The 24,327-nt window shown below is 60.4% G+C and carries 21 protein-coding genes and 2 pseudogenes; 14 read left to right on the top strand and 9 right to left on the bottom strand.

The features are described from left to right. Positions 1-54: 54 nt before the first annotated feature. The 3 genes and pseudogenes from NKH89_RS34545 to NKH89_RS34535 form a co-directional block, all read right to left on the bottom strand. Positions 55-1,011 (bottom strand): annotated as a pseudogene (locus NKH89_RS34545) (substrate-binding domain-containing protein). 22 nt (positions 1,012-1,033) lie between these two features. Continuing rightward, positions 1,034-2,038: an ABC transporter permease gene (locus NKH89_RS34540; protein WP_352509974.1), complete on the bottom strand. Its 1,005-nt coding sequence runs from the start codon at positions 2,036-2,038 to the stop codon at positions 1,034-1,036. Beyond that, positions 2,035-3,567, bottom strand: coding sequence for an ATP-binding cassette domain-containing protein (locus NKH89_RS34535; RefSeq protein WP_352593530.1), 1,533 nt, complete (start codon positions 3,565-3,567; stop codon positions 2,035-2,037). The genes NKH89_RS34540 and NKH89_RS34535 overlap by 4 nt, the downstream gene beginning before the upstream one ends. Before the next feature lie 103 nt (positions 3,568-3,670). On the opposite strand from NKH89_RS34535, the gene NKH89_RS34530 reads away from it, so the two are divergent. Continuing rightward, positions 3,671-4,666 carry a LysR substrate-binding domain-containing protein gene (locus NKH89_RS34530; RefSeq protein ID WP_023722450.1) on the top strand — a complete coding sequence of 332 codons (996 nt, stop codon included), beginning with the start codon at positions 3,671-3,673 and terminating at the stop codon, positions 4,664-4,666. A 1,393-nt stretch (positions 4,667-6,059) separates the two neighbouring features. Here the strand turns inward: NKH89_RS34530 and NKH89_RS34525 are convergent. Together NKH89_RS34525 and NKH89_RS34520 are read right to left on the bottom strand one after the other, a co-directional pair. Next, positions 6,060-6,284 carry a hypothetical protein gene (locus tag NKH89_RS34525; protein WP_023722452.1) on the bottom strand — a complete coding sequence of 75 codons (225 nt, stop codon included), beginning with the start codon at positions 6,282-6,284 and terminating at the stop codon, positions 6,060-6,062. A 176-nt stretch (positions 6,285-6,460) separates the two neighbouring features. Further along, on the bottom strand, positions 6,461-7,180 hold the full coding sequence (locus tag NKH89_RS34520; protein WP_352451776.1) for a winged helix-turn-helix domain-containing protein: 720 nt from the start codon (positions 7,178-7,180) through the stop codon (positions 6,461-6,463). Positions 7,181-7,749: 569 nt separating this feature from the next. On the opposite strand from NKH89_RS34520, the gene NKH89_RS34515 reads away from it, so the two are divergent. The 8 genes from NKH89_RS34515 (at position 7,750) to NKH89_RS34480 (ending at position 15,141) form a co-directional block, all read left to right on the top strand. Next, positions 7,750-9,129 (top strand): alpha,alpha-trehalose-phosphate synthase (UDP-forming), encoded by a 1,380-nt coding sequence (locus NKH89_RS34515; RefSeq protein WP_352451775.1) that lies wholly within the window; start codon positions 7,750-7,752, stop codon positions 9,127-9,129. Between the two features lie 235 nt (positions 9,130-9,364). After that, the gene (locus NKH89_RS34510) at positions 9,365-10,324 is read left to right on the top strand and encodes a LysR family transcriptional regulator (protein WP_352451826.1); all 960 of its coding nucleotides are present in this window, start codon (positions 9,365-9,367) and stop codon (positions 10,322-10,324) included. 265 nt (positions 10,325-10,589) lie between these two features. Continuing rightward, positions 10,590-11,285 carry a helix-turn-helix domain-containing protein gene (locus NKH89_RS34505; RefSeq protein ID WP_352451774.1) on the top strand — a complete coding sequence of 232 codons (696 nt, stop codon included), beginning with the start codon at positions 10,590-10,592 and terminating at the stop codon, positions 11,283-11,285. Positions 11,286-11,423: 138 nt separating this feature from the next. Continuing rightward, positions 11,424-12,299, top strand: a complete 876-nt coding sequence (locus NKH89_RS34500; protein ID WP_352516224.1) for an Evf family palmitoylated virulence factor — start codon at positions 11,424-11,426, stop codon at positions 12,297-12,299. A 175-nt stretch (positions 12,300-12,474) separates the two neighbouring features. Further along, on the top strand, positions 12,475-13,089 hold the full coding sequence (locus NKH89_RS34495; protein ID WP_352516225.1) for a glutamate acetyltransferase: 615 nt from the start codon (positions 12,475-12,477) through the stop codon (positions 13,087-13,089). Between the two features lie 160 nt (positions 13,090-13,249). Further along, positions 13,250-13,957: a DUF1906 domain-containing protein gene (locus tag NKH89_RS34490; protein ID WP_023722459.1), complete on the top strand. Its 708-nt coding sequence runs from the start codon at positions 13,250-13,252 to the stop codon at positions 13,955-13,957. 259 nt (positions 13,958-14,216) lie between these two features. Beyond that, a complete protein-coding gene (locus NKH89_RS34485) occupies positions 14,217-14,567 on the top strand; it encodes a recombinase family protein (protein ID WP_023722460.1) in 351 nt (116 codons plus the stop codon). Continuing rightward, positions 14,548-15,141, top strand: a complete 594-nt coding sequence (locus NKH89_RS34480) for a Sua5/YciO/YrdC/YwlC family protein (RefSeq protein ID WP_352468591.1) — start codon at positions 14,548-14,550, stop codon at positions 15,139-15,141. The genes NKH89_RS34485 and NKH89_RS34480 overlap by 20 nt, the downstream gene beginning before the upstream one ends. A 282-nt stretch (positions 15,142-15,423) precedes the next feature. On the opposite strand, the gene NKH89_RS34475 is transcribed toward NKH89_RS34480, so the two are convergent. Next, positions 15,424-16,335, bottom strand: coding sequence for a DMT family transporter (locus NKH89_RS34475; protein WP_031195147.1), 912 nt, complete (start codon positions 16,333-16,335; stop codon positions 15,424-15,426). A 135-nt stretch (positions 16,336-16,470) separates the two neighbouring features. Between NKH89_RS34475 and NKH89_RS34470 the strand changes: the two genes are divergently transcribed. The 3 genes from NKH89_RS34470 (at position 16,471) to NKH89_RS34460 (ending at position 19,734) form a co-directional block, all read left to right on the top strand. Continuing rightward, positions 16,471-17,355, top strand: a complete 885-nt coding sequence (locus NKH89_RS34470; protein ID WP_352468593.1) for a LysR family transcriptional regulator — start codon at positions 16,471-16,473, stop codon at positions 17,353-17,355. A gap of 778 nt (positions 17,356-18,133) precedes the next feature. Next, positions 18,134-18,406 carry a CoA-binding protein gene (locus tag NKH89_RS34465; protein WP_031195148.1) on the top strand — a complete coding sequence of 91 codons (273 nt, stop codon included), beginning with the start codon at positions 18,134-18,136 and terminating at the stop codon, positions 18,404-18,406. A 131-nt stretch (positions 18,407-18,537) separates the two neighbouring features. Then, the gene (locus NKH89_RS34460) at positions 18,538-19,734 is read left to right on the top strand and encodes a DUF932 domain-containing protein (protein WP_352468590.1); all 1,197 of its coding nucleotides are present in this window, start codon (positions 18,538-18,540) and stop codon (positions 19,732-19,734) included. Positions 19,735-20,124: 390 nt separating this feature from the next. Here the strand turns inward: NKH89_RS34460 and NKH89_RS34455 are convergent, their stop codons facing one another. The 3 genes and pseudogenes from NKH89_RS34455 to NKH89_RS34445 all read right to left on the bottom strand — a co-directional run bounded on the left by NKH89_RS34455 (position 20,125) and on the right by NKH89_RS34445 (position 21,277). Next, positions 20,125-20,508 carry a hypothetical protein gene (locus NKH89_RS34455; RefSeq protein ID WP_352468595.1) on the bottom strand — a complete coding sequence of 128 codons (384 nt, stop codon included), beginning with the start codon at positions 20,506-20,508 and terminating at the stop codon, positions 20,125-20,127. A 17-nt stretch (positions 20,509-20,525) separates the two neighbouring features. Then, positions 20,526-20,660, bottom strand: a pseudogene (locus NKH89_RS34450) (DUF5615 family PIN-like protein); the annotation flags it as partial. Then, positions 20,657-21,277, bottom strand: coding sequence for a DUF433 domain-containing protein (locus NKH89_RS34445; RefSeq protein ID WP_352516226.1), 621 nt, complete (start codon positions 21,275-21,277; stop codon positions 20,657-20,659). The gene NKH89_RS34445 and the pseudogene NKH89_RS34450, both read right to left, overlap by 4 nt. A gap of 188 nt (positions 21,278-21,465) precedes the next feature. Here NKH89_RS34445 and NKH89_RS34440 point away from each other — a divergent pair, with 188 nt between their 5' ends. Together NKH89_RS34440 and NKH89_RS34435 are read left to right on the top strand one after the other, a co-directional pair. Further along, positions 21,466-23,616 carry a ParB/RepB/Spo0J family partition protein gene (locus tag NKH89_RS34440; protein WP_352549719.1) on the top strand — a complete coding sequence of 717 codons (2,151 nt, stop codon included), beginning with the start codon at positions 21,466-21,468 and terminating at the stop codon, positions 23,614-23,616. 73 nt (positions 23,617-23,689) lie between these two features. Further along, complete coding sequence (locus tag NKH89_RS34435) at positions 23,690-24,166, top strand: UCP036055 family protein (protein WP_352468587.1); 477 nt, start codon at positions 23,690-23,692, stop codon at positions 24,164-24,166. The last annotated feature ends 161 nt before the right edge of the window (positions 24,167-24,327 follow it).

Genomic DNA, 24,327 nt, shown 5'->3' with positions numbered 1-24,327 from the left:
CCTTGCTCGAGGTCTGGACCCGCCGGCCAAGCCGGCGGGTCCATTGGGTGGCGGTCAGTTGCTCGGCGGAAAGACGCGGGCAATGACCCTCTTGGCCTCAGGACTCTCGACCTTGTCGGCGGTCACAAGAGGCATGACCAAGGCCAGGTCCTGGGTCACCGGTGCGCCCGTCAGTGCGTTGTAGACCTGCTGGGTTCCGTCGATGCCCTGTCCCACCGCCTCCTGGAAGAAGATGCCCTGGATCGCTCCCTTCTTCAGCAGCGCGATCGTGGTCGGCGAGCCGTCGGCCACGGTGATGCCGATCTTGCCGGTGAGGCCCCGGGTCTCGACCACCTTGGCGGCGCCGGTGCCGGCTTCGTCATACATGCCGTAGATGGCCTTGATGTCGGGATTGGCGGTCAAGAGGTCGTTTGCCTGGGTGACGGCCTCGTTGATCGTCAGACCCCGCGTTTCCAGCATCTGGACGAGGTCGCAGCCGTCGGCGGCAAACGCCTCCTTGGCGCCCTTGAGGTATTTCTGTGCATTCTCCCGGTCCTGCGGCAGCGACAGCATGCCAACCTTGTTGCCGCCACGCTCCTTGGCAAGCTCGCAGGTGAATTTCCCCTGCGCCTTGCCGGTCTCATAGTTGTTCGCGGTGACCGAGGACGTATAGTTGGTGAGGCCCGGTTGCGGCCCGATGCCGGCAAAGGCGATCGGCACTTTCTGCTTCGCTAGATAGTCGAGCAGCGGCGGTGTCGAGGTCGAGCTGACGGGGCCGATCACGATGGCCGCGACGCCTTTGGTCACGGCGGTCCGCGCATTGTCCATCTGCTTGGCGGGTGAGTTTTCCGAAGTGTACTCGACATAATCCGAGTTCCTTGGCCTTCTCCTTCACGCCGTACCCGACCCATTGCCAGTAGGAGTGTCCAGCGACGGGGCGATGTAAGCGACGGTCTTTTTGTCCTGTGCGTATGATGCGCTGGACAAGGCGGCCGCCGCCAATGCTGCAAGTAGTATGGTCTTCAACTTCATCTTGGTTCCTCCCGTTGATGATCTAGAGTCGGTTCTTGCTGCTGAAGCGGTCGATCAGAACCGCGAGCAGGATCGCGGCGCCGGTGACGGAGCCTTGCCAGAAGCTGTTCACGCCGATGAGGTTCACGCCGTTCTGGATGCAGGTGATCATCAGAGCGCCCAGCACGGCACCGATCGCGCTGCCGGTTCCGCCAAAGAGGCTGGCCCCGCCAATGACGACGGCGGCGATTGCCTGCAGCATCAGGCTGGCGCCGGCCGTGGCTTCGGCGTTGAGGATGTAGCTTACCGTCAACAGGCCGGCGAAAGAGGCAAGCAGGCCCGAAGCGACATAGGCGGCAAACTTGATGCGCAGAACCGGGATGCCGAGCAGCCGGGCAGCAATTGCCGACGAGCCGACGGCATAGAACCAGCGTCCGAGCACGACCTTTCGCAGGACGTATTCCAGCGCGATCATCAATATGATGCAGAACAGAAGATGGTTGGGGACGCCCGGGATGATCTCGCCCGAATTCAGGAGCCAGAAATCCGGCGCGCCGATCGGCATCGAACGACCATTCGTGACGATGAAGGCCAGACTGCCCGCCACCGCGTAGGTGATGAGCGTGACGACGAAAGGCGCGAGCCCAACGACCGTGACCAGAAGACCATTGATCGAGCCGAAGACAAGGCCGACGGCCAGGCCGGCAGCACTGGCGGTCAGTCCGTCGGCGCCACTGGCCATCGCCAGCGCGGTCACCATACCGGTCAAGGAAAAGACTGAACCGACCGAAAGATCGATGCCGCCGGTGACCACGACCAGCAAAACACCGAGTGACATGATGATGAGGGGCGCGGCGGCCTGGATGATGTTTTGCACATTGCCCATGCTGAGTGCAGCGGGCACGAACATGCCGACGGCCAGCAGCAGGACGACGATTGCGGCGGCAATCGCGCCTTCCGTTCGGTAGGACAAAAGAACTGCTGGGACGCGCGAGTTGGTGGTCCGGAGTTTGTCGGTGGTCGTGGTGCCGTTGCTCGCGTCGGTCATGCCGCCATCCCCGTCAGTTCGGCGAGCCCGTCTTCGGTGTAGTGCTCTTCAGGCAGGAATCCCTTCGGCTGCCCATCGGTGTCAAAGGCGAAAATGGCGTCGCAAAGCTCGAGCAGTTCGACGTTCTCGGTCGACCACCAGATGATGATCGCGCCAGCGTCGGCCATCTCCCGGATCAAACCGTAAATGTCATGCTTGGTGCCGATGTCGACGCCACGCGTCGGCTCTTCCAGCACCACCATCCGGAGCGGCAGCCCAAGCCAGCGTGCGACGAGAAGCTTCTGCTGGTTGCCGCCGGACAACGAGGCCGGCAGGTCCCAGATCGAGCTGGCTTTCAACTTCAGCGCTGAAACGAGATCGTGACATTCCTGCCGCTCGGCTGCGGCCACGATCCGCCGTCTTTCGCGAACCCTGCGTGCTGCAAGCACGTTATCGACGATGGGCAGCTGCGAAAGGATCCCCTTGGTTGCGCGGTCGCCCGAAACAAAGCCGATACCGGCCCGCGCCGCTGCCGCTGGAGACGAGAAGCGGTCCGCAAAACCCTCGCCGGAAAGGCGCCAGCCAGCCCCGGGTCCGGCGCCCACCAGGGGAGCAATGAGGCCGGTCGGGCCTGCGGGCGCGCCGGCCAGTCCCAGGATGGTGCCGGACGAAATCGCTATCCTGACGTCGCCGGGGCCGAGGAGTTCGACTGGTATGCCCTGTCGGAGGTGTTTTTGCGGGTTGCGGTGCCTTGCCGGACGCTGCGCGTGTTGGCCCATCTGCTGGACGATTTCGGCGTCGCTGAGCGATGCAAGCGGCGTGGCATTCGCGATCGTGACGCCATCGCGCAAGATCGTGCAGACATCGCAGAGCGCGCGGATTTCCCGCATACGGTGAGAAACAAAGACGATGCCGATGCCTTCCTCGTGCACCAACCGCTTCAGCACCGAGAAGAGTTTGGCAGTCTCGCCGGCAGTGAGATTGGCCGTGGGCTCGTCGAGAAGCAGCACTTCGGCTCCGGTGGAAAGGGCACGAGCGATCTCGACGATCTGGCCTTCGTGGAGGGACAATTTGCGCGCCGGCAAATCGATGATCTCTTCGCCGATCGCTGGGTCAATCAGCCGCAGCGCTCCGAGCGCGGTTTCGCGCATGCGGCGACGGCTGATCTGCGACCAGCCCGACCTCGCATGCACAATGCCGATGTTTTCCGCGACCGACAGCTCGGGCAATAGCGCCAGCTCCTGATGCACCACCGCCATGATCGGGCTGGTGTGGCCGGCCTTCGACGAGGCGAAGCTAATATCGCCGGCATCGCGTGAGATCAGCCCGGTGATGATGCGGATCAGGGTGCTTTTGCCGGCGCCGTTGCCGCCCAGGAGCGCGTGGATTTCGCCAGGCCGGACCTGAAAACTCACGCCCCGAAGGACCCGTGTTGCGCCGTAGTTCTTCTTGACATTGGAAGCCTCGATCAGGGGCTTCCTGGTCGATGCCTGTCCAACTGCCGGCACATTGCCGGCACTACCCAAGCTTTGGGTTGAACTCGGCTCCATCCTGTATCTCCTTCCGGGACCACAGGATGATGCGACCGATTGACATTAGGCTCAATTCTCGTTTCTTAATATTCTGTGTAGCTGAGCTTAACTGACGAGGACGATGTCAGACATCAAGTTCAATTCGATGACGCATTTCGAGGCGGTCGCGCGGCTCGGCGGCGTGGCAAAGGCCGCGCAGGAATTGCAGGTGACACCTTCGGCGGTCAGCCAGCAGCTGCGGCTGCTCGAACACCAACTCGGGGTCCGGCTTTTTCAGCGCGAAAAGCGCCATCTCTCGCTCACGATCGACGGTGAGCGGCTCTTCCAGACCACCACCCAGGCTTTCGAATCCATACGCGAGGTGCGTAATGCCATCGTGCGGCAGCGCGAAAGCTTCCAGCTTAGCCTGCGCGTCAGTCCTTCCTTCGGCGAGAAATGGCTGGCGCCGCGGTTGGCCGAGTTCAGCAAGGGCTATCCGAGCTGGAATTTGCGCGTCGACGCCACGCCCAATTTCTCGGATTTCGAAACGGAGGTCATCGATCTCGATCTTCGTTATGGCGACGGCGGCTGGGCCGGCCTTTATTCGGATTGCGTCGTCAACGATCTGATCCTGCCGATGTGCTCGCCTTCCTATCTTGCCGAACTGCGCGCGATCTCACCGGATCCGCGCGAGCAGCTTCGCCATGCGCGGTTGATCGACAGTGTGAAGGCTTATTTCCGGTGGGATTATTGGCTGCCGTGCAACGGTATCCAGGGCGCCCGCATGACGTATCCCTATCGTTTCGACCGTTCGTCAATGTCGGTTCAACTGGCGAAGGACGGTGCAGGTGTGGTCCTGGAAAGCACATCCATCGCATTCGAGGACCTGGTGTCAGGTTCTCTGGTTCCGGTCTCGATAGAGTTCGAGGTCATCGAGTTTCCGGGATACTGGCTGGTCTGTCCTTCGCGGCATATGAACCGGCGCGCGGTTCGCCTGTTTTCGGACTGGGTGTCACGCGTGGGTAAGCGCGACACCGATCTGGCTCGCCGGTTTCTGGCGGATAAGCAACTGCGCATATCGTTCGAACGACGGCCTCATTTCGGGGCACGGGATGACAAAGCGGCGCCAATGGCGTGAACAGTTCGGCGTTCAAGACATGGCAAGACGAAGATTGACAGCACGTTGCGGTTGAGGAGCTGGCAAAACGCAGGCTGTGTGCAAGCGAAGGCGGGTTGGCCGCGCTTTTCCAGCGACCTTCCTCTTTTCCAACCCGACAACGACTGACTTACCTGTTTTCTGACGCAGCCGGAGACGGAGGCACTCAGTTCATACAGCCGTAAATTACCGGCGTCATCGTCCGTGCAACGCTACAGGGAATGCTCGACAGCATTGTAATGCCATTCCGCCGACGCGGCCATGGCTTCAATGAACGCGAGTTTGACGGTAGCGACTAAGCAACCGAACCGTGGCGCCAATGACCTTCTGAGCTTCCTCCCATTTCGGAAGATCTCGTTCCCCAACACGCGTGGCGATCGCGGCCAGTATCCAACCTACGCAGCTGATGTCTTCGGCAGCCTTCAGTTTCTCATGCTGCAGGATGCAAGCTTCAATGCCCGGTCGGGGCGGAGACCCGGGCGTAGTACGCTCAGCGATTAGCTGCAGACCGGCGTCGTAGGCGGCGCAAATTTTAATTCTATCGCCCCTTTCCGATTTCATCACCACATTCGCCCAAAGGGCCAACTCAGTTAAAAGATCGGTTACTTCATCTCTCATTAAAAACTGCCGCTGTTTTCTTCATGAAACGAAATTCCACGATCCAGATAGCGCGTGGCCCGGACAATGAGCGAGGTATTTTCGGGGTTTGTTGTTATCGAGCGAACCACTCCTTCTAAGCTTGCCGAGAATGTTAGTCAAAACGCTCAGTTTGCTCGGCAGGATCGCCGTCTAGACACAGCGGGCAAACATACGCATGCGGTTTCGTTACCACCAAGACCACCGATGGCTTGTGGCAGCGATCACAGGCAAAATCCCGGTGTGCAGTAGGCCAAACGTCATTTTCTATCTTTAGAGCACGGAGCCCCATCGTTTGGCAGCCGTCATCTTGCTGCCAGCCGGCGGAGGGCGCTGGGCTGGCACAGTGGTCTCGGGTTTAATGCGGAGGTATGGGAAAGAGAGGCTCTCCCGGCTCACTGCGCCAGCAATGGTATCGGCACTCACAGGGGCGTCCCAGGTTGATTGGTGGCCCGTAGCGAGAAGACTCGATCGGGCGAGTTTGGCTGATTACTCGCATTCTGACCGCCGAATTCAAGAATAGTGTTGCCCTTGAGATAACTCTTCGCGCTTGAGTTGCACGTATGCAACAGTCACTACCGACCTGCGAGGAGCGGAAAATCCCGAAACCTTGTCGGCGCCGCGAGAGGCCCCTTATTTGAAATCGCGTCTTGGCTTGCGACCTGGATGCCTCGCGCGAATATGCCGGTCTGATGGTACAGACGAAGGCGACTGGTAAAGCGATCGGCAAGGCCGAAGGTTACGTCGCCGCCACAGCCGCTGCTCGCGAGTTCTTGTTCGTGGGCACGATCGGCATCGGGCGGGCCAGACCAAGATCGGCATGGCCAATCTCGCCTACAATCTCACCCGCCCGTATGGCACCAGGGGCGAACTGCGCCCGCATGACGACGAAGGCGGCGCAAACCGCCACCGCGATGCCAAAATCGGCAATCTCAACAACCAACTCCGAAGCGATCGCCGTCATCAGTCCACGCAGAAATCAGCGCGGCCCTACCGGTCCGCGAAACGCCGATAGTACGAGGTGCCCAGGTGGCTGGAGGCCATTCCTATGAAGGTAAAGCCTGACCCTATTCGTGATATTCTGAAGCGCCTGCAGTGGTGCTGGGTCACGTTCGCTTCCCGCGCGATCTTGGCCGTCCATCAACCACGGCGCGTCCTTAGTTCCTCAATATTCACGACACTGTCGAAAATATACCCCGCGCCGCGCTCGGTGCGGATATACTGCGGGCGCGGCGCCTTATCCTGCCCCAACTTACGGCGAAGGCGGACGATAAGAACATCGATGCTGCGGTAGTAGACCTCCTGATCATAGACACGGGTCGCCATCAGAAGCTGCTCACGTGAAAGGACCCGACCTGGGTTCTTGAGAAAGGCCATCAGGAGGTTGAACTCGCCGGCGGTGAGCTTGACGTCAGGATCCGTTCCCCGGCGCAAGCTCCGACGCTTGGTGCTAACTCGCCAGTCATCGAAACGGTAGATGGTGTTTCGGTCACGCTCCGGCCGCTGGCGCATAGCGGCGCGCACGCGGGCGCGGAACTCCGTAAGCCCGAAGGGCATAGTAATGTAGTCGCGAGCGCCGGTTTCGAGGCCAATCACCTTGTCGGCCTCATCTACGAAGTCACCGCTGATGATGATGATCGGAAGATCCCTCTTGGCACCAAAATCTCGAACGAACTGCAAACCGTCCTCTCGGCCGTAGCTCAGGTCGACAATTGCTAGATCAATCGCTTCAGAAGCCATATTGCTGGCGGCCTGCTGGCGGTTTTCGACCGCTCTGATGTTAAACTCATGCTTAGACAAGAAGCCCATAAGCGGTTCTCTCGTCAACGCGTCCTGACCGACGATGAGAATGTTCTTCATGGTCACTTCCTATTGACTGCAGCTTGGGCTGCCGGGGACGGTAGTCAAATTAGTGACGCTCAGCAGGTGGGACAATCTTCATCAGGCGTATTGCGGAATAGCGCAGACAAATAGGTCCTATGCGGAGTTCCTGCTGCGCAACAGTGCCCCCAAAGCCTGCTAGTTTTTGATGGATTGTCCGTCCTCTGCGACCACTCGTTCGGCAGACCGGGTTTATCCCCGCTGAGATTCGTATCGCTCCGGTCCTCTGGCACCATCACTGGAGCGCTTTTGCACCCAACTTCCTCTCCCGGCGGCTCCAATTCAGTTCAGCTTTGTTTCAATTTAAATCGCTGAAAAGTTGACATTCGTATGGATTCGTCGAGATTTATTGATCAGACGCAGAACTCGCCTTGATGTTAATTCCACTGTCTACAGGAAACTCATGATGCCCAACCTTTTATCTAATTCCAATCTCCTTTCTAGACCCATGCTATCCTTTCTTTTGAACTTGCATGTCTTATTGTGCAGATCGCTCAGGGGGCGGAGCTTTCATGAACGGCGGGATGTCCGAGAGCAGGAGAGTGGAGATGAGTAGACTGGTCGTAGTCTCAAACAGGGTTTCGCTGCCCGACGAGCATGGTTCCCCGCCGCCAGGCGGGATGGCGATTGCGCTGAGCGCTGCGCTCCGGCGAAGGCACGGCCTATGGATGGGCTGGTCGGGGAAGGTGAAAGCCGGGGAGGACCCGTCAGGGCCGATCTCACGCCGGGAGGCCGGCGGGATCAATTATGCGCTTACCGATCTCTCGCAGACAGATTTGGACGACTATTACTACGGCTTTGCCAACCGGGTTCTTTGGCCGGTTTTCCACTGCCGAGTCGACCTCGCCGAGTATTCCGAAGCACGAATGTCCGGATATCAGCGCGTCAACCGACTGTTTGCAAAGCTGTTGCAGCCGCTCATCAGCGACGACGACGTCATATGGGTGCACGACTATCACCTGATCCCGCTTGCGAAAGAACTGCGGAACCTCGGCTGCGGCAATAAGATCGGCTTCTTCCTGCACATTCCGTGGCCGGCGGCGGACATCCTCTTCACCGTACCGCACTATGATGATTTGCTACGCGGGCTTTCGTGCTATGACCTCGTCGGCTTTCATACCGATGACGATCTTAGTAACTTCGCCGAATGCTTGCGCCGTCAGGGGTTACCGGACCCCATCACAAACGGTGTGTGCCAAGCCTATGGACGTGTGTTTCGCTGCGGCGTTTTTCCGATCGGCATCGACACGGCCGAGTTCGAACGACTGGCCGAGCAGGCGGCGCGCAGCGAGACTCTGCAGGAGCCCTCTCAAAGGATTCCCGGTTGTAAAGTCGCGATCGGCGTCGACCGCCTCGACTATTCGAAGGGCATCGAGAACCGCATCGTCGCGTTTGACCGCTTCCTGCGGAGCAACGACCACCGCATCGGCAAGACGCAACTGCTGCAGATCACACCGAAATCCCGCACGGAAATACCGGCATATCTGGCGATGCAAAAGGACGTCGCCGAGCGGGTGGGGCGCGTTGATGGCGAACTCGGAACGATCGATTGGATGCCCGTTCACTACATCAACCGGTCCGTTGGACCCAGCGAGCTCGCCGGTCTATACCGCATGGCACGCGTCGGCCTGGTCACGCCGCTCCGCGACGGCATGAACCTTGTAGCTAAGGAATATGTCGCCGCACAGGACCCACAGAATCCAGGTGTTCTCGTGCTTTCGCGTTTTGCCGGCGCAGCCAGAGAGCTAGGCGGAGCGATCCTCGTCAATCCCTACGATCCGGAAGCGATGGCGAGGGCCATCGAAGAAGCCCTGGACATGCAGTTAGATGAGCGGATCGATCGTTGGCGGGCGATGATCGGCCGGCTCCGCGAATACAACGTCTATCGCTGGTGCGACGACTTTCTGTTAGGCCTGGATCAGCGCTGAGCTTTGCCGCGTTCCTGGGCCTAGCTTCGCCAGCATGAGGCTGACCGCGACCAAGTGAATCAGGCAGCATTTCGGCCTCGCTGAGCGATGCCGAATGTGCTGACGCTTAGCGCGAGCACACCGCTTACTAAGACGAGAGGAGAAGGCCGTGGATGAGCTCGCTTGCAGTCGCGAAACTTCAAAAAAGCGGGCGCAGCCGTTTGTCGCGGAACCTCGCGCCACACGGCAGCGGCAAATGCTGGCGTCGATTGACCTGAACTTGCTGTTTGCTCTCGAAGCGCTGCTGGAACACCGCAACGTCACGCATGCGGCTCGACACGTGGGCTTGAGCCAGCCCTCGATGAGCCGAGCGTTGAGGAGGCTGCGTGGCATTTTCAACGACGATCTTTTGGTTCGCGGCTCCATGGGCCTGGTTCCGACCCCGCAGGCCCAACGCTTGAGCCGAATGCTGCCGCCGGTGCTGGATGCGATCCGCGGGATAGTGAACGGCAGTCTTGCCCAAGCCAATTGGCGATCGAAGGCGATAATGGCGATGCCCGATCATCAAGGACTGGTCCTGCTGCCGCGGCTCCTGCCCCGGCTGCGCCAGCACGCGCCTCATCTGGACGTCGTCATCGATCCGCTTCTCTCCGGCGCGATGCGGCGGCTTGAGCTAGGCGAGATCGATTTGGCTATAGGGCAGATTAGCGCCTCGCCGCCCGGATACTTGAGGCGCAGCCTCTACTCCGACCGGTTTGCCTGCCTGCTGCGCCACGACCATCCAGCCCTGGCGCGGGAATGGACAATCGAGAGCTTCGCGGCCTTGCGCCACGCAGCCATTGCCTTGGACTCCAAAGACGGCTTCGGCCGGGTGCATGACGAACTGGTCAAGTTAGATCTCCAGGGTCGCGATCCGGTGTTGGTTTCCAACATCTTGACGGCCGCGTTGGCGATCGCGGCGACCGATCTGCTGTTGATTGTACCACGCCGCGTCGCGACCAGGATCGCCGCCTTGCTGCCGCTAGCGATTATGGATCCGCCTGTGCAATTGACACCCTATGAAGTCGCGCTGATTTGGCACGAGCGTTCCCATCGCGACCCGGAGCATCGTTGGCTGCGCCACGAGATCGCCGTCGCCGCGGCGGCGGGAACTGAGAGCAAAATATCCCAACTGGGAAGGCAAGTGACTGATGAGTCGCCTAGGCAAGAAACGTGATCCGAATCCGGGGCTATCGTCAGGATATGACGGAAAAAGTTTATTGCCCTGCTCGCCCGTTGGGAGGGGAAGCTGGCTCTGCTGTGCCAGCGCATTGAAACCGTGCCGGTTTCGACAATTTGAAGCGAGGCAACAGGGCCAGACGAGAAGGTATCATACGCCCAGCCATCTATATACAGGCCAAAAACCGCCTCTCTTCGACCGCCATTCGGCCGCGCCAAGCCTTCCACAGGCCAGCTTCCCATGGTGTCTGTGAGGTGCCTGCATGCTGGCAGCATATCTTGGCTCGGACCCCGAAGCATGCAAGTCCTTGGCACTAATCGCGAGTTCTCTGAGGCAGATCGATATCCTTGATCACCGTTTATTGCGGGCAGGGCGCTCCGCGCAGATCGTCATCGTCGATTGTCGCGAACCGATTCACGACAAGCACGGGCGTGCGAAGCTCTCGCCCGAACCTGTCAAACTGGCTCTGGTTCTGGAAGAGAGCCTGGATCGACAAGCGGTCTTCTCCAACGGGTATTCCGATTACCTGTTGTGGCCGCTCACCGAGCAGGAAGTTCTGCGCAGACTTACCGCCTGCATCGTTCAGTTCGCGCAGCGTTCTACCCCGCCTTTCTTCTCAGCCGATCCGATCGTTCAGAATTCATGCAGTCTGCTGGCGCAGCGGGTCGATCAGCAGATCACCCGCGTCGAATTGGCGCGAATGGTAGGGACCAACAGGACAACGCTCACCACCCGTTTCGAGACATCGTTTGGCTGCGGGCCAATGACTTGGCTACGGCGCTACCGGATGACGGAGGCTGCTGACCGGTTGCGTAACGGGCATGAAAGCATCGCCAAGGTCGCCGAATCCTTCAGCTACGAGAACAGCAACAACTTCTCCACAGCCTTCAAGGCGTTTCATGGCCTCTCGCCACTGCGCTATCGCAAAATGATACGGCGCAGAGAAAAGCCTGTCTAACGCAAAGGTGGGGGCCGGAGCGAATTGGTATAAGGCGACGCGGGCACGCAAAGATCATCTCATCTCCGAGGCGTTTCCGCGCTTTGGGCACCTTAAGCTCTCGACCAACGCTCATGTCTCACAGCAGGAGGATAAAGCATGTCGAACGCATTTTCAGTGAATGTTCAAGAGCATGAACAGCGCTATTCCAAAGAACACTATGAGGCGGCGTCCGCATTTTTCTACGCCAAGCCCCTTGTTTTGGCCCAGTTAGATGCTGCGCCCCCCAGTGACGACACGATCGCCAACGCTCAAGGGACAGTGCAGTTTCACCTCATCGGCCAAAAAACCGACGATCCGACGTACAGCGGCACCCTCAATGAGAATCAGGACAATCTACTGGCAATAGGAGGAATTATTAACGACTACATGCATACCCATTATGCGAACATCGATGCACAGAAGCTTGATATCAACACATGGACCGATGTTGTTGGCAACATTCCAGATCTCTCTATGGGCAGGCAAAAACTGAAGAGTTTTTCAAAAAAGGTGGCCGGGACGTCGGTCTCAGCTACTTTCCTCTCGCTGATGGCCAAGGCGATCATTACCGACGGGGCATCGTTGCTGCTGGATTTCCAGTCCTTCCTTACAGAAATGGGGAATCTCACCTTCAGTGCAAACGGCAAGGCGCAGCGATACAAGGCGCTGACATGCACCTACCAGAGCTACCTTCTCGATAATGGGGCAGGCGGATATTACGACTACGGAGCAATCGTTCTGCGGCAGATCGAGTTCAAAGAGCACTTCCTCGAGCTGAAATCCTCTTGTTCGTCGACCCACTACGTCCGCGTCGACATGGACTATGCCGAGGTCACCAATCTTGTTCAGACCCGTCGGATCCGCAAAGGCGGCCCCGATCACGAAAACTTCCAGGAGCTTGTGAATAAGAACTCCACCGACCAGTTCAAGAAGGCCAAGAACTTTTTCAACGGTGGCTCGACGCCGCAACAAGACATCAAGCCGCAGGTCTGATCGTCAGGCCTTTGATCGCGAAAGCAGCGCACCCAACCAATAGCGTGGATTTGGACGAACGTCGCCCGCATCATGGATGCGATAGAGCGGTCCGGTAAGCCCTTGCGAACTACCGATGCTCTGTCGCGCCCCCGGTGCCGGCGAACTCCGGTCCCGCTTCCATAGGGAAGCAGACATGAACCCATTCGCAAAAACAGCTGCGGGCCTTTTCCTGGTGATCGGCCCGCAGAGCAGCCAACCGCTCGAGGCGGAGAGGATTTGCTCTGCCATGGTCCAGAAACTATTCGAAGACCAAACCCGGACTCTGGATTCTCGAGCATGGCAGAATGCCGCGCAAATGGTACCGAACCAGGTGGAAACCGCCACGACTTCAAGAACGCTAAACCGCACGATGGACGTGGCGGAATTGCCCAGTGCCTTTGCGTCAATTTGCGCGAATGCCGCCGACGGCAATGAAGCTGGCGTCGGTCTGGCAAAGGCAATCCGTAGCTATCTGAGCAAACACGGCGAACCGACGGCGTTCAATTGCCTCGTCCTAGATCAATCCGACTCCGCGGAAGTCCGTCTATCTTTAACCTGCCTTGCCGTGGTCGAAGTTGGAAGCGCTGACAGTCTCGCCATCACCTCGATATTGCTCTCCGCATCGCTGAACCTGTCAAACGAGCAAACGCAATCCACTATCGCGCAGGTTTTCGGCCGTTTCAGCTGGCCGAGCGACTCACCGTACTACCTGCGCTTGTTCTCCAGCCGGCGGTCCCATAGTCAGAGACGTAGCGACATTCTGCAATAGACCCAAGGGCAAACAGAGGAATAGCTGATTGCGTCTGCGCCGCGTTGGTGGCTGCGGGAAATGACATCAAAAGGCTGCGCGAAGAAATAGCGTGGGAGGGCGAGGTGACCGTATAAACTGCGCATTTTCCATATAATTTCGGCCTTCGGGGAGACGGACTATGCACGATATTATCGACGTCCCGCAGAACGTCGGCGATTTTGCTGTGTGCTTGGCAGAATCTGGCGTCAATACAGTAATCCGGTACTACAACCATCGGAATAGTACACCATTTCCCTCAAAATGTCTGACAGGGGAGGAACTCGCCGCCCTTCATGGTGCTGGAATATCGGTAGCTGTGGCCTTCGAGCAGCGGGGTGGCGCGGGCGGCAATATCAGAGACTTGCATGGTGCGGCTGGAGAGCGAGACTCCGGTCGTGCGCTTGATCTGGCCGCCGCGTTGGGACAGCCCGAAGGCTCCGGAATCTATTTTGCAGTCGATTGGGACTACCACACACCACAGCATCTTGCAGGGGTAGCACCCTACTTCAGGAGTGTGCGGAATGCGTTGGCTGGCCGTTATCTCGTTGGCGTTTACGGATCGGGCACGGTCGGACACCACATGAAGCGCCAGGGGCTGGTGGACCATATATGGCTCTCTGGCTCGTTGGGATGGTCCGGAACGAGACAAGCGCTCAAGCAGGGGGATTGGTCGCTTTTCCAAAAGTTTATGGAAAAGCGTTCCGAGATCGGGGGCTTCGGATACGATGGAAATGTCGTCAATCCGGCCCTTGAAAACTTTGGTCAATTTGGGCCGGCAGGTACTCTCCCCTCTCGCGACGCGAACGAACGTCTGCGTTGTTCAAAGTTGCTGCGCGAGGAGCGCTAAATCTTCGCTCCCGGCCGGCCAAGAGCTTTCGCATGGTCGATTCCTCACGAACGGTACAAGGCGCGCCCACGCCTTGTCAGGCTGCACCGGAAGCTTCTCCCGCTGCGTCTTCGTCATCGATATCCCGGCATCGTTCATCCCTTCACAAACCGCTTGCCTTACGGCGCCATAATGAAAGAGGATTATGAAAGGCTCCGCACCTGTATTCTCGTGGACACCCTCGGCCTTCCATAAACGACCGTTTGCGAAAGGAACCAGAGTGCTGATCGGCTACGCCCGCGTGAGCAGAGGCGACGACCAGTCGAACACGGCGCAGGCCAGGGCGCTCGCCGATGCCGGGTGCAAGCGTATCCTCAAGGAGGAGGCCTCCGGCGGTCGCTGGGAGCGGCCGGAATTGCACAGGATGCTTGATCATTTGAGGGAGAGCGACACTGTCGTCGTCTGGAAGCTCGACCGTCTGTCTCGCTCACTCAAGGACGTTCTCACGATCATGGAGCGGATCGAAGCCACCAGCGCCGGTTTCCGCTCGCTGACAGAAGCGATCGACACGACGACAAGCCGGCCAGTGCCGGAACCGAGCGGCGCCGATCGTGCTGGTGAAGCGCCGTGACAGCTGCGGCGTTGCGGCGGGCGTGGCGCCGCAGCACGAGCGGCTCGGTTTCATGCTGCCCTACACGCCGTTGCATCATCTCTTGCTGCGGGCGCTGGACGGTCCGGTGGTGATGACCTCCGGCAATCGCTCGGGCGAGCCGCAATGCACGGACAATGACGAGGCGCGGCAGGAGCTTGCCGGGATCGCCGACTTCTGGCTGATGCACGACCGCGAGATTGTCAACCGGCTCGACGACAGCGTGGTGCGATTCGACGGGCACGGCATTTCGGTGTTGCGGCGCGCGCGCGGCTTCGCGCCGGAGCCGCTGGCGCTGCCGGCGGGCTTCGATGGCCCGGTCAGGGCGCTGGCTGCGGGCGGCGACCTAAAGGCCGCGTTCTGCCTGGCGGGCGACGGCAACGCGCTGCTGTCGCAGCATCTCGGCGACCTCGACGAGCTGAAGAACCAGAACGCGTGGAGGCAGGCGTTGGGGCTGTATCGAAGCCTGTTCGACACGAAGCCGGACCTCATTGTGGCCGACCGGAATCCGGGCTACCGTTCGACCCAGCTGATGTTACTCTGCCGGCGATGGTGATGAGGGTTTCGGCCAGGTGCTAATCATCATTGGCCGCTTCCTGCGCAGTCGTCGAACGTACGCGGGGCCGAACGTCTTCCCCCCACGGGTCTTTCCAAATCGTCACGCTCAACCTGTCTCAAGGGAGATCGTTGTCATCTCCTGATGCCGAATGTCTCAATTTTCCCAAGTTTGGCAAAATTGAATCGCAGACTTTTGCAGCGTGCGAAGGTCAAGCAGTTTTGCGACAGTAGCAAAGAGCCCGAAGCCATCATCCGGCCTCGGTGCTCCAATATATCGCCGCTAACGCCGGATGACGATAATCCCGGCCAGTGCGATGAGAATGATACCGAGCATGGAAGCCGCATCCAGACGTTCCGAGAACAGCACGACGCCCCATAGCACAGCGAAGGCTAGATATGAAAAGTCCCAAGTCGAGATGATCGAGGATGGTCCCAACTGGTAGGCGATGGCCGTGCCGACGCTGCCGATCAGCATCGTCATGCTCAAAAGCCCGATCAGCGCGCATTGGGTCCAGCACATTGGAATCCACGCGCCCATGAACAGGCTTTGTCCACCCTCGCTCCCTGCCATCACGGTCGCCAAGCTAGCGCTGCCCCCGAGAACGATCGCTATCAGGTTGAAGATCAGCGCCAAAACGAAGGGGTTTTCGCCACGGCTCTTGGTGCGCGTCAGCACCATCGCCAGAGCGTAGAGAATTGCAGAAACCAGCGGCATCACGGCATGGATGCCAAGGTCGCCGGCCTGCGGCTTCTGCATGAGCAGCACACCGATGAAGCCGAGGGCGACTCCGACCCAACCTTGCATCCCGACAGGTTCCCTGATCCAGAAGGCCGCAAAAAGGGTAATGAACAGCGGGATCGTGTAATAGACCGCCGCCGCCATCGAGAAATCGAGGCGCGGTAGCGAAGCGTAATAGATCAGCAGGCTCGACAGAAGCAGGCTGCTTCGCACGATGGCCCAGCCAGGATAGGCTGGGCGCAACGACACCTGCGGAAAGCGCCATTTCAGGATCGAGATCAACAAGGGCAGCGTGACGCAGGACCGCAGGAAAATGAACTGCGACAGCGGCATGTCCGAGATCGTGACCTTGATGATCGCATCCGCGATGGAAAGCGTCAGGTCCGTGAAAACCATCGCCGCAATGGCGATGCCCACCCTGTCCGCCTTGGGGGCCGTCTGACTGATCGACATTTTTCGCGTTCCCTGCTTCGGGTGCCGAGGCTACCGAGCCAAGAACGTTCCAACAATTCCGATCATACGGAAATTTTGTCCGTGTTATTGTACAATGAGCAACGACACGAGAGAGGATGCGTCGCTTTGTACAGCGTGGACGACATGATCCTTCTGGCCGAAGTCGCCGAAACGGGCAGATTTACTCGCGCCGGGGGGCGGATCGGGATGCCCAAATCCACTGTCAGCCAGCGCATCGCCCAGCTTGAAGCACGTCTGGGGCTGCGGCTTCTCAATCGCTCCACCCGGCACGTAAGCCTCACCGGCAGCGGCCAGGTCTATCTCGAATACTGCCGCCGCGTTCGCGCTGAGGTCTCGGCCGCGGACATGGCGTTGACCAATCTCAAGGAACAGCCTGTCGGGACGCTGAAGATCACCTGCCCAGAGGTAACTGCCACCTATTTCATGCCGACCTTCCTGCACGGATTTACCACGCAGTTTCCCCGCATCGCCGTCGAACTGATCGCCACAAACCGGCATCTCGACGTCATCCGCGAGCGGGTTGATTTCGCTTCTCGCGTTGGCACGACCACAGGTCAGGACCTGATCGTGCGGCGTGTCTCCTCGATTAAACGGGTTCTCGTCGCCGCTCCAGCCTATCTGGCGGCTGGCAGTCCTCTTCAGGAACCGACCGATCTTCTAGATCGCCGCTGCCTGGTGCATGATGCGCAGCCCGAATGGGTGTTCTCGTCAGACGACACACCGATCGTCCTGCGGCCTCCGCCGGCTGCGACCTCGGATTCTATGGGGTTCCTGCTGCAATCCTGCATCGCGGGCGGCGGGGTCGCACTCCTTCCCGCTTACGTGTGCCAGCCGTCCGTGGCGGTCGGCCGCCTTGTGGAGTTGCTCCCGGGCTGGGAAATTCCACCCTATGAAATGATGCTGATCTTTCCCAACCTGAAGAACCAGTCCAAGGCGCAGGCCGCATTCCGCGATTATGTGAATACCTTCGACTTTTCAGCGTTTGCCGTTGGGCGATAACTAGAACTTCTCAAGTCCTACGGTCGCATTGTTCCGTGTCGTGGAATGTCTAACTGGATCGAAAGCCGGACCAGGCATGGACATGAGCCAGTTTGCAAAAAGCGCGGCAGCTTTGTTCCACGGCGTTTCTTTGAGCGAAACAAGATAGACGTTACCGGGGCGTTGATCTTCCCCAGGCAGGAGCTCAACCGGTTGGCCGCGGCGTACCTGTTCGCTCGCCGTGCCAATCCGACCCAACGCTATTCCGCTGCCAGCCAAGGCAGCCTGCCTCATCATGAGGTGGTTGTCGAACACAGGACCCGGCAGCCCCTTCCGACACGTTTACCCCGAAGTGCTGGAACCATTGCTTCCAGTCGAACCACGTCTTGTCATCAACCCTGGCATGCTTTCTTTGGGTTGCCCTTACAGTGGGGTAATCACAACAAAACCCGGTGCGGCGGTCAAGCCGCCAGAATGAGCTCGTTTAATGAAGCGCCAGCCTCCGGCTGCGGGAGAAAGGGAGTGCCGTGCCTCAGGACATCCGTGTCACCATCGTGCTGACGGCCGTATCGATGGCATCCGTCGTGGACGGTCCATGGTAACGATCATGACCGGACCTTCAATTCATTCGGGCCACCGCACACCTCTCGGTCGAGGCGGCGCATGAGGCAAGCCACAAGGCATGGGTGGGCAAAAGCGGCTTACAGCACTACGAGCGCATGCTCCGCTCCGATGACTTCAACGAAGGTGCCGTCGCCTTTTCGGAAAAGCGCAATTCCGAGTTCAAGGGGAAGTAGCCATGGACGCGGTAACCACAACGCGCGCGGGTCTACTTGGACAGCACCGTCTGGCACCGATGCTGGACACCCGCTCCATGGTGGTTGCCGGGGTGTCCGGCAGGGAAGGCTCATTCGGCTTGCGGCTGGCCCAGTCCGTCGTCAGCGCCGGATATTCGGGGCGCATCCAGTTCATCGATCCGCGTCAGACCGAAATCCTGGGGAGGCCATGCTTCGCCGCCTTCGCGGACGTTGACGAGGCGCCGGATCTGGCGGTGCTTGGTGTCGGCCCCTAACGCGGCCGCTTCGGCAATGCCGACGCTTCTGGTGGCGCGCGGATGCCGACAGAGGAAGAGCGTGGGTGGGCTGCGGTGGCGGGTGAAGGTCCGGGAGAGAGTCTCCCGGCGCCCGCCGAGGAGCTCCAACCATGACACAGATGGAAATTCACACGCCCACCCGCAACGAGCGTGCCGGTTACAAGGTCGACGTCAGCCGCGGTCAGCGCATCGGCCGCGTGTCGTCAGAATGGTTCAACCGGCCGGCGGATGAGCGATACCTGTCGCTCACCGACCTTCGGAATTCGGTGAAGGCCCGGTCGGAGCGCAGCAAGACCCGCATCGTCGAGAGTGAGCTGATCCGCGTCGAGGCGAGCCGCGACGATCCGGAGCGCCTGAGGTTAATGCTGCCCGATGCGCCTGCCCCAGTTGCCCCCACGCATTGGAGTTTTGGCCAACTCGCCAGCCTGGTAGGTGCACCGGCCACCTATCTGCGCCAGCTTCCGGCCCCGCTCGCGGCGATCAACCTTCAGCACGGTCTCCTCAACCGCCGCGCCGAGCAGGTGAAGACGCTGGAAATCGAGAACGGACGCCTCGAGCTGCGAGCGGTTACAGGTCCGGACTATGGCAGGATTTTCGATGAAGAGCTGATCGCGGCCGTCCAAAAAATCGCCGGCAACGGTACCGGCGACACCCGCTGGAAGATTCCTGGCGTGCTCGACTGGTCAACGGGAATCTACAATCCGAATGTCGACATTTCCAATGCCACGACGACGATCTATGCGTCCGACCGTGATGTCTTTGTCTTCCTCGTCGACGACCTGAATCCGATCGAAGCCGGCAAGCTGCCCGATGGCTCGCCCGACGTCTTTTTCAGGGGGTTTTATTGCTGGAACTCGGAGGTCGGCGCCCGCACGCTTGGAATCGCCAGCTTCTATCTACGTGCAGTGTGCCAGAATCGTTGCCTCTGGGGCGTGCAGGATTTCCAGGAAATCATTATCCGGCATTCCAAATATGCCGCCTCGCGTTTTGCCCTGGAAGCCGAGCCAGCGCTGATCCAGTTCGCGGAGTCTTCGCCCATGCCGTTCGTCAATGGCATCAAGGCTTCGCGGGAGCGTGTCGTCGCTCGGGACGACGAAGATCGCCAGAGCTTCCTGCGCAAGCGCGGCTTCTCCAAGGCGGAGACGACGAAGATCATCGATGCCGTGCTTTCGGAGGAAGGGCACCCGCCCGCCTCGATTTTCGACTTCGTGCAGGGCATTACACGGGTGGCGCGCGACAAGCCGCATCAGGATGTTCGCCTGGAGATGGAGGGCAAGGCCAAGAAGCTTCTCGATCTGGCAGCATGATACTGCAATGCTGCGCGCGGCGGGAGTAGGTAACGTCACCGGGCTGCTGATGCCGCCAGTTTCGAACATGTGCATCGCTGCGGGGCGCAGCACACGGCCTGCGCTGCCGGTCTGGCAAACACATCTCTCAGTCTAAGTGTGCGCCGCACAAAATCGCAATGCTGCTATGCACAATTAATGTTTCTCGGCTGCGCGGAAGGGAGTAGTCTGTCGATATCGAGTTTCGTCCGGGTCACCTCCTCCCGACCTTGGCGACCAGGGACGGCATTTATTCCTCCCGAATGCTGTCGTCCAAATCAAGCCCGCCGCACCTCCTCCCGCGGCGGGCTTTTTCGTTTGCGAGCGGCGGCTTCTGGCAGCCCGATTGCAGGAAACGAACGCGGAGGTCCGTCAGTCGGGGAGGTTGAACCGTTCGATGGTGATGGTACGCGCGACATCCACGGTAATCTCCAGCACTTCGTTCCATGCCTCCTCCCCACCGAGCTCGGAAAGGGCGAGATGAAAGAGCCTGTGCTGGAGATCGAGGCTCATCAGGCCAGGGGCGGTGTTGAAGGCGACCAGCCCGACATGCAGCTCCTCGCGGCGATAGAGGCCGCGAAAGTCGGTCGTGTTGTGCGTGACGAGCACATAGCCGCCCTGCGGCCGGTGCGTGCACCGGCGGTGATGGCTTTTGCAGGGTTCAGGCGGCGCGCCGTTCGGAGGAACGCGAACCGTCTCGACCAACCCCAGTGATGGCGCGGAGGCGGCGGCGAGCGGCGGAATGTCGTCGAGCATGTCGAGCGCGACGCGACCGCGCGCCGGGTCACCATATGGTCCTTGGCGCCGGCGAGGCCCAGCCAGCGCACATGGCTCGACTCTGGAAAACCCCGTTCGCGCGCCAGTTTCGCAAGCTCTGGGCTCAGGCATTCGTCGATCAGGAATTTCACGAAACGGCCGGCAGATCGTCGAGACGGATTGTGCGTGTCGACTTCGCCGCCGTGCTGCGCCACGCCGGCTTGACCGGCGGACGGCCACGCCGCGGATAGGCGAGCGCATAGTCGGCCGCGAGCCTGATCCGGTCGAGAGTCAGTTGCGGATAGGCGGCACGGATCGTCTCGGGAGTATCGCCATTGGCGAGCATGTCGGCAACGTCATGAACAAGCACGCGTGTTCCCACAAAGGCCGGCTGACCGCTAAGTACCGCTGGATCGCGCGCCACCATGGCCTTGGCTTTCCTCAGCCGGCTGAGGCCGGTCCTTACCCCGGCAGTGATCGGCTTCAGGTCGACCTTAAGCGGATCGTCCGCGACTACGGGCGCAGCATCATCGGCAATGGCGTGCTCGACGATCCGCCGCCGCGCGGCAGGCGTCAGCGTCTCCGCCGTCAGCCAGGCGAGGCGTAGGCCGACGAGACCCGCTCCGATGATGACGCGGCTGCCGCGGCGTGTCTCGACACGGCCGCGCAGCAATCCGGCATCGATGATGCGATGCACCTGCTTGAGCGGCACCTGCGTTACCGCCGCCGCCTCATTGACGGTGAGCACTTCGCTGCTAAACCCCGGCATGACAATAATCCTTCCACATTCGTGGAAGATATATAGCCATTCTGCCTTCCGCAGTCCAGCGAAGCTTTGCGGCAGCCGGCGGCGTCCGTGCCAGACGCCCGACGGGAGGCAGAGGGGGCGGGGAGGTTTCCTGACGGGCTTGGAGGTTCGGGGAGAGGCCCCGGCCGCCCGTCATGGAGAACCTGACCATGGCAAAGAACGCCATTCAGAAGATCGCGATGAACGCCGCGGAGAACATTCCCTATGACAAGCTCAGGCTGTCGCAGAAGAATGTCCGGCGCATCAAGGACGGCGTGTCTATCGAGCAGCTGGCTGATGACATCGGGCGGCGAAAGCTCATCCAGAGCCTGAACGTCCGTCCGATGCTCGACGGCGAGGGCGAGGAGACCGGCACGTTTGAGGTGCCGGCCGGCGGTCGTCGCTATCTCGCGCTCGGTATCCTCATCAAGCAAAAGCGCCTGGCAAAGAACGAGCCGATCCCCTGCATCGTTAACCGCAGGCAGGAGACCTCGGCCGAAGAGGACTCGCTTGCTGAAAACCTGCGGCGCGCCGATCTGCATCCGCTGGACCAGTTTCGTGCCTTCAAGACGCTAAGCGATCACGGTCTCGATCCGGACGAGATCGGCGCCCGCTTCTTCGTGTCGCCGGCGACGGTGAAACAGCGCCTCAGGCTCGCCTCTGTGTCGCCGAAACTTCTCGACCTCTATGAGAAGGACGAAATCCGGCTCGAACAGATCATGGCGTTTTCGATCTCCGACGATCATGCGCGCCAGGAGCAGGTCTGGGAGCGGATCTCCAGCTCGCACACGCAGGAACCGTATTACATCAGGCGTCTGCTGACGGAGACCACCGTTCGCGCCGATGATCGCCGTGCCGTCTATGTCGGCGCCGAAGCTTATGAGGCTGCCGGCGGGGTCATCCTTCGCGATCTCTTCGAGCAGGATTCCGGCGGCTGGTTCCAGGATGCCGCACTTCTCGAGCAGCTTGTCTTCGACAGGCTGAAGGTGGATGCCGAGGCGATCCGCGCCGAAGGCTGGAAATGGGTGGATGCGGCGATCAGCTTTCCCTATGGCCACACCTCCGGGATGCGGCGCATCTACGCCGAGGCGCAGGAGCTCAGCGCCGAGGAGATCGAACGCTACGACGCGCTGAAGGCCGAATACGACAAGCTGGATGTGGACTATGCCCAGGCCGAGGATGCCGACGAAGCAATCGAGGCGAAGCTCGACCAGCTGGGTGCCGAGCTCGATGCGATCGATGATCGTCCTCAAACCTACGATCCCGCCCAGAAGGCCATTGCCGGTGTGTTCGTTACGCTTGCCGCGAACGGCAAACTCCAGGTCGACGCCGGTTTCGTGCGGTCCGAGGACGAGCCGCGGACCGAAACCGGCGACGTCGATGTGGGCGAGGAAGGGGGCGCCGCCGGCGGAACGCGATCCAATGGCGACGACGATGGCGATGGTGTTGTCGTCAACGGCGAGCCGGTGAACGACACCTCTGGCGCCGACGGCGAGGATGATGACATCAAGCCACTGCCCGATCGGCTCGTCTTCGACCTGACCGCGCAGCGCACGCTGGCACTGCGCAACGCGCTCGCCGGTGACGTCGACATCGCCATCATCGCCGCACTCCATGCCTTCGTCCTGCAGGTCTTCTATCGCTTCGCGCCGGACACGTGCCTGGAGATCAGCCTGAAGAGCGGCAGCTTCAGCCAGGTCGACGGTCTTGCCGAGACATCCTGGGCCAAGGAGATCGCCGAGCGGCACGAAGCCTGGGACCGCGATTTGCCCGATGAGGCGGAAGGCCTGTGGGACTTCCTGTTCGGCCTCGACGAAGCAAGCCGCAAGGCGCTGTTCGCGCATTGCGTCTCGCTGACCCTCAATGCGGTGGTCGAACCCTGGAACAGGCGACCGAAGGCGCTCGAGCATGCAGACATGCTTGGCCGCTCGCTCCAGTTCGACATGGTCAACGCCGGCTGGACGCCTACGGTCGAGTTCCTCGGGCGGCTCACCAAGGCGCGGATTCTACAGGCTGTCCGTGAAGCTCGTGGCGCAGACTCCGCGCAGCTGATCGACCACATGCAGAAGGACATCATGGCGCGTGAGGCCGCGCGTCTTCTCGAACGGTCGAACTGGCTGCCCGAGCCGCTGCGCGTTGAGGTCGATGAAGTTGCTACCGATTCTGGCGATGCGATCGCCGGCGACATGTCGGACGAGGCGGCTCTCGACGGCGATGCCACCGAGCTGCCGGCCTACCTCGCCGACGATGCGGATCCGTCCTCCGATGAGCCGGTGACCATCGACGGCGGCGAGGCGGATCACCTCCAGGCCGCTAAATAATCGGCCTCACGCTCGCACCGGGCCCGGCACTCCCGCCGGGCCCTTTTTCGTTTTCCGACATGGAGAAACCCGCATGTCCGCACATATCGTGTACGAATCCGCTCCTCTGGGGAGCGTTATCCGGTACCGCTCCGGCACCGCGAAACCGCCGGCTCGCTTCACCAAAAAGCTCGCCGCCTGGGAGAGCCGCAACGGCGTCGGTCGTTTGGTCAGGAAGGAACCGCCGCGCGAGCGCGCGACCTATAGCTCGCCGGCTTACTTCACCCTGCATGAGGGTGATTTCGGGCAGGGCGGCATCATCGTCGTCTCGGTCAGGCGCACATGGTCCGTTGAAAGCGACCTGCGTTTCGAGGTCATGGAGCGTTCCATGATCGGCATGGTCCGCGTCCTGCAGGAACTCGGGGACAGCCCGGAACTGCTCTATCCCGCCAAGGATCGCGAGGCGGCCGAACGCTGGCTCGCCAGCAATTCGTACAGCCGAGCCTATCTCGAAGAGGTCTCCGCCGATGAGGTCGGCGCCGACGTCATTGAGGGCCGCGCGGCCGCCTGATCGCCTCACCCCATAGAACCACTCCGACCACAGGCCCGGGGGGGGGCCCGGCCCAGCCGGGGCGGGGAGGGGGATAGAGGTGGGGCTGGTGGGGTGGGAAAACAAACAAAAACTAATGGAGGCGCGGCGAACGCGAGTTTACTCACCAACCCCGGGGACGG

The organism is Mesorhizobium sp. M0923 (assembly GCF_040319365.1).
GTDB lineage: Bacteria > Pseudomonadota > Alphaproteobacteria > Rhizobiales > Rhizobiaceae > Mesorhizobium.
This window is presented reverse-complemented; position numbering and strand designations above follow the sequence as displayed.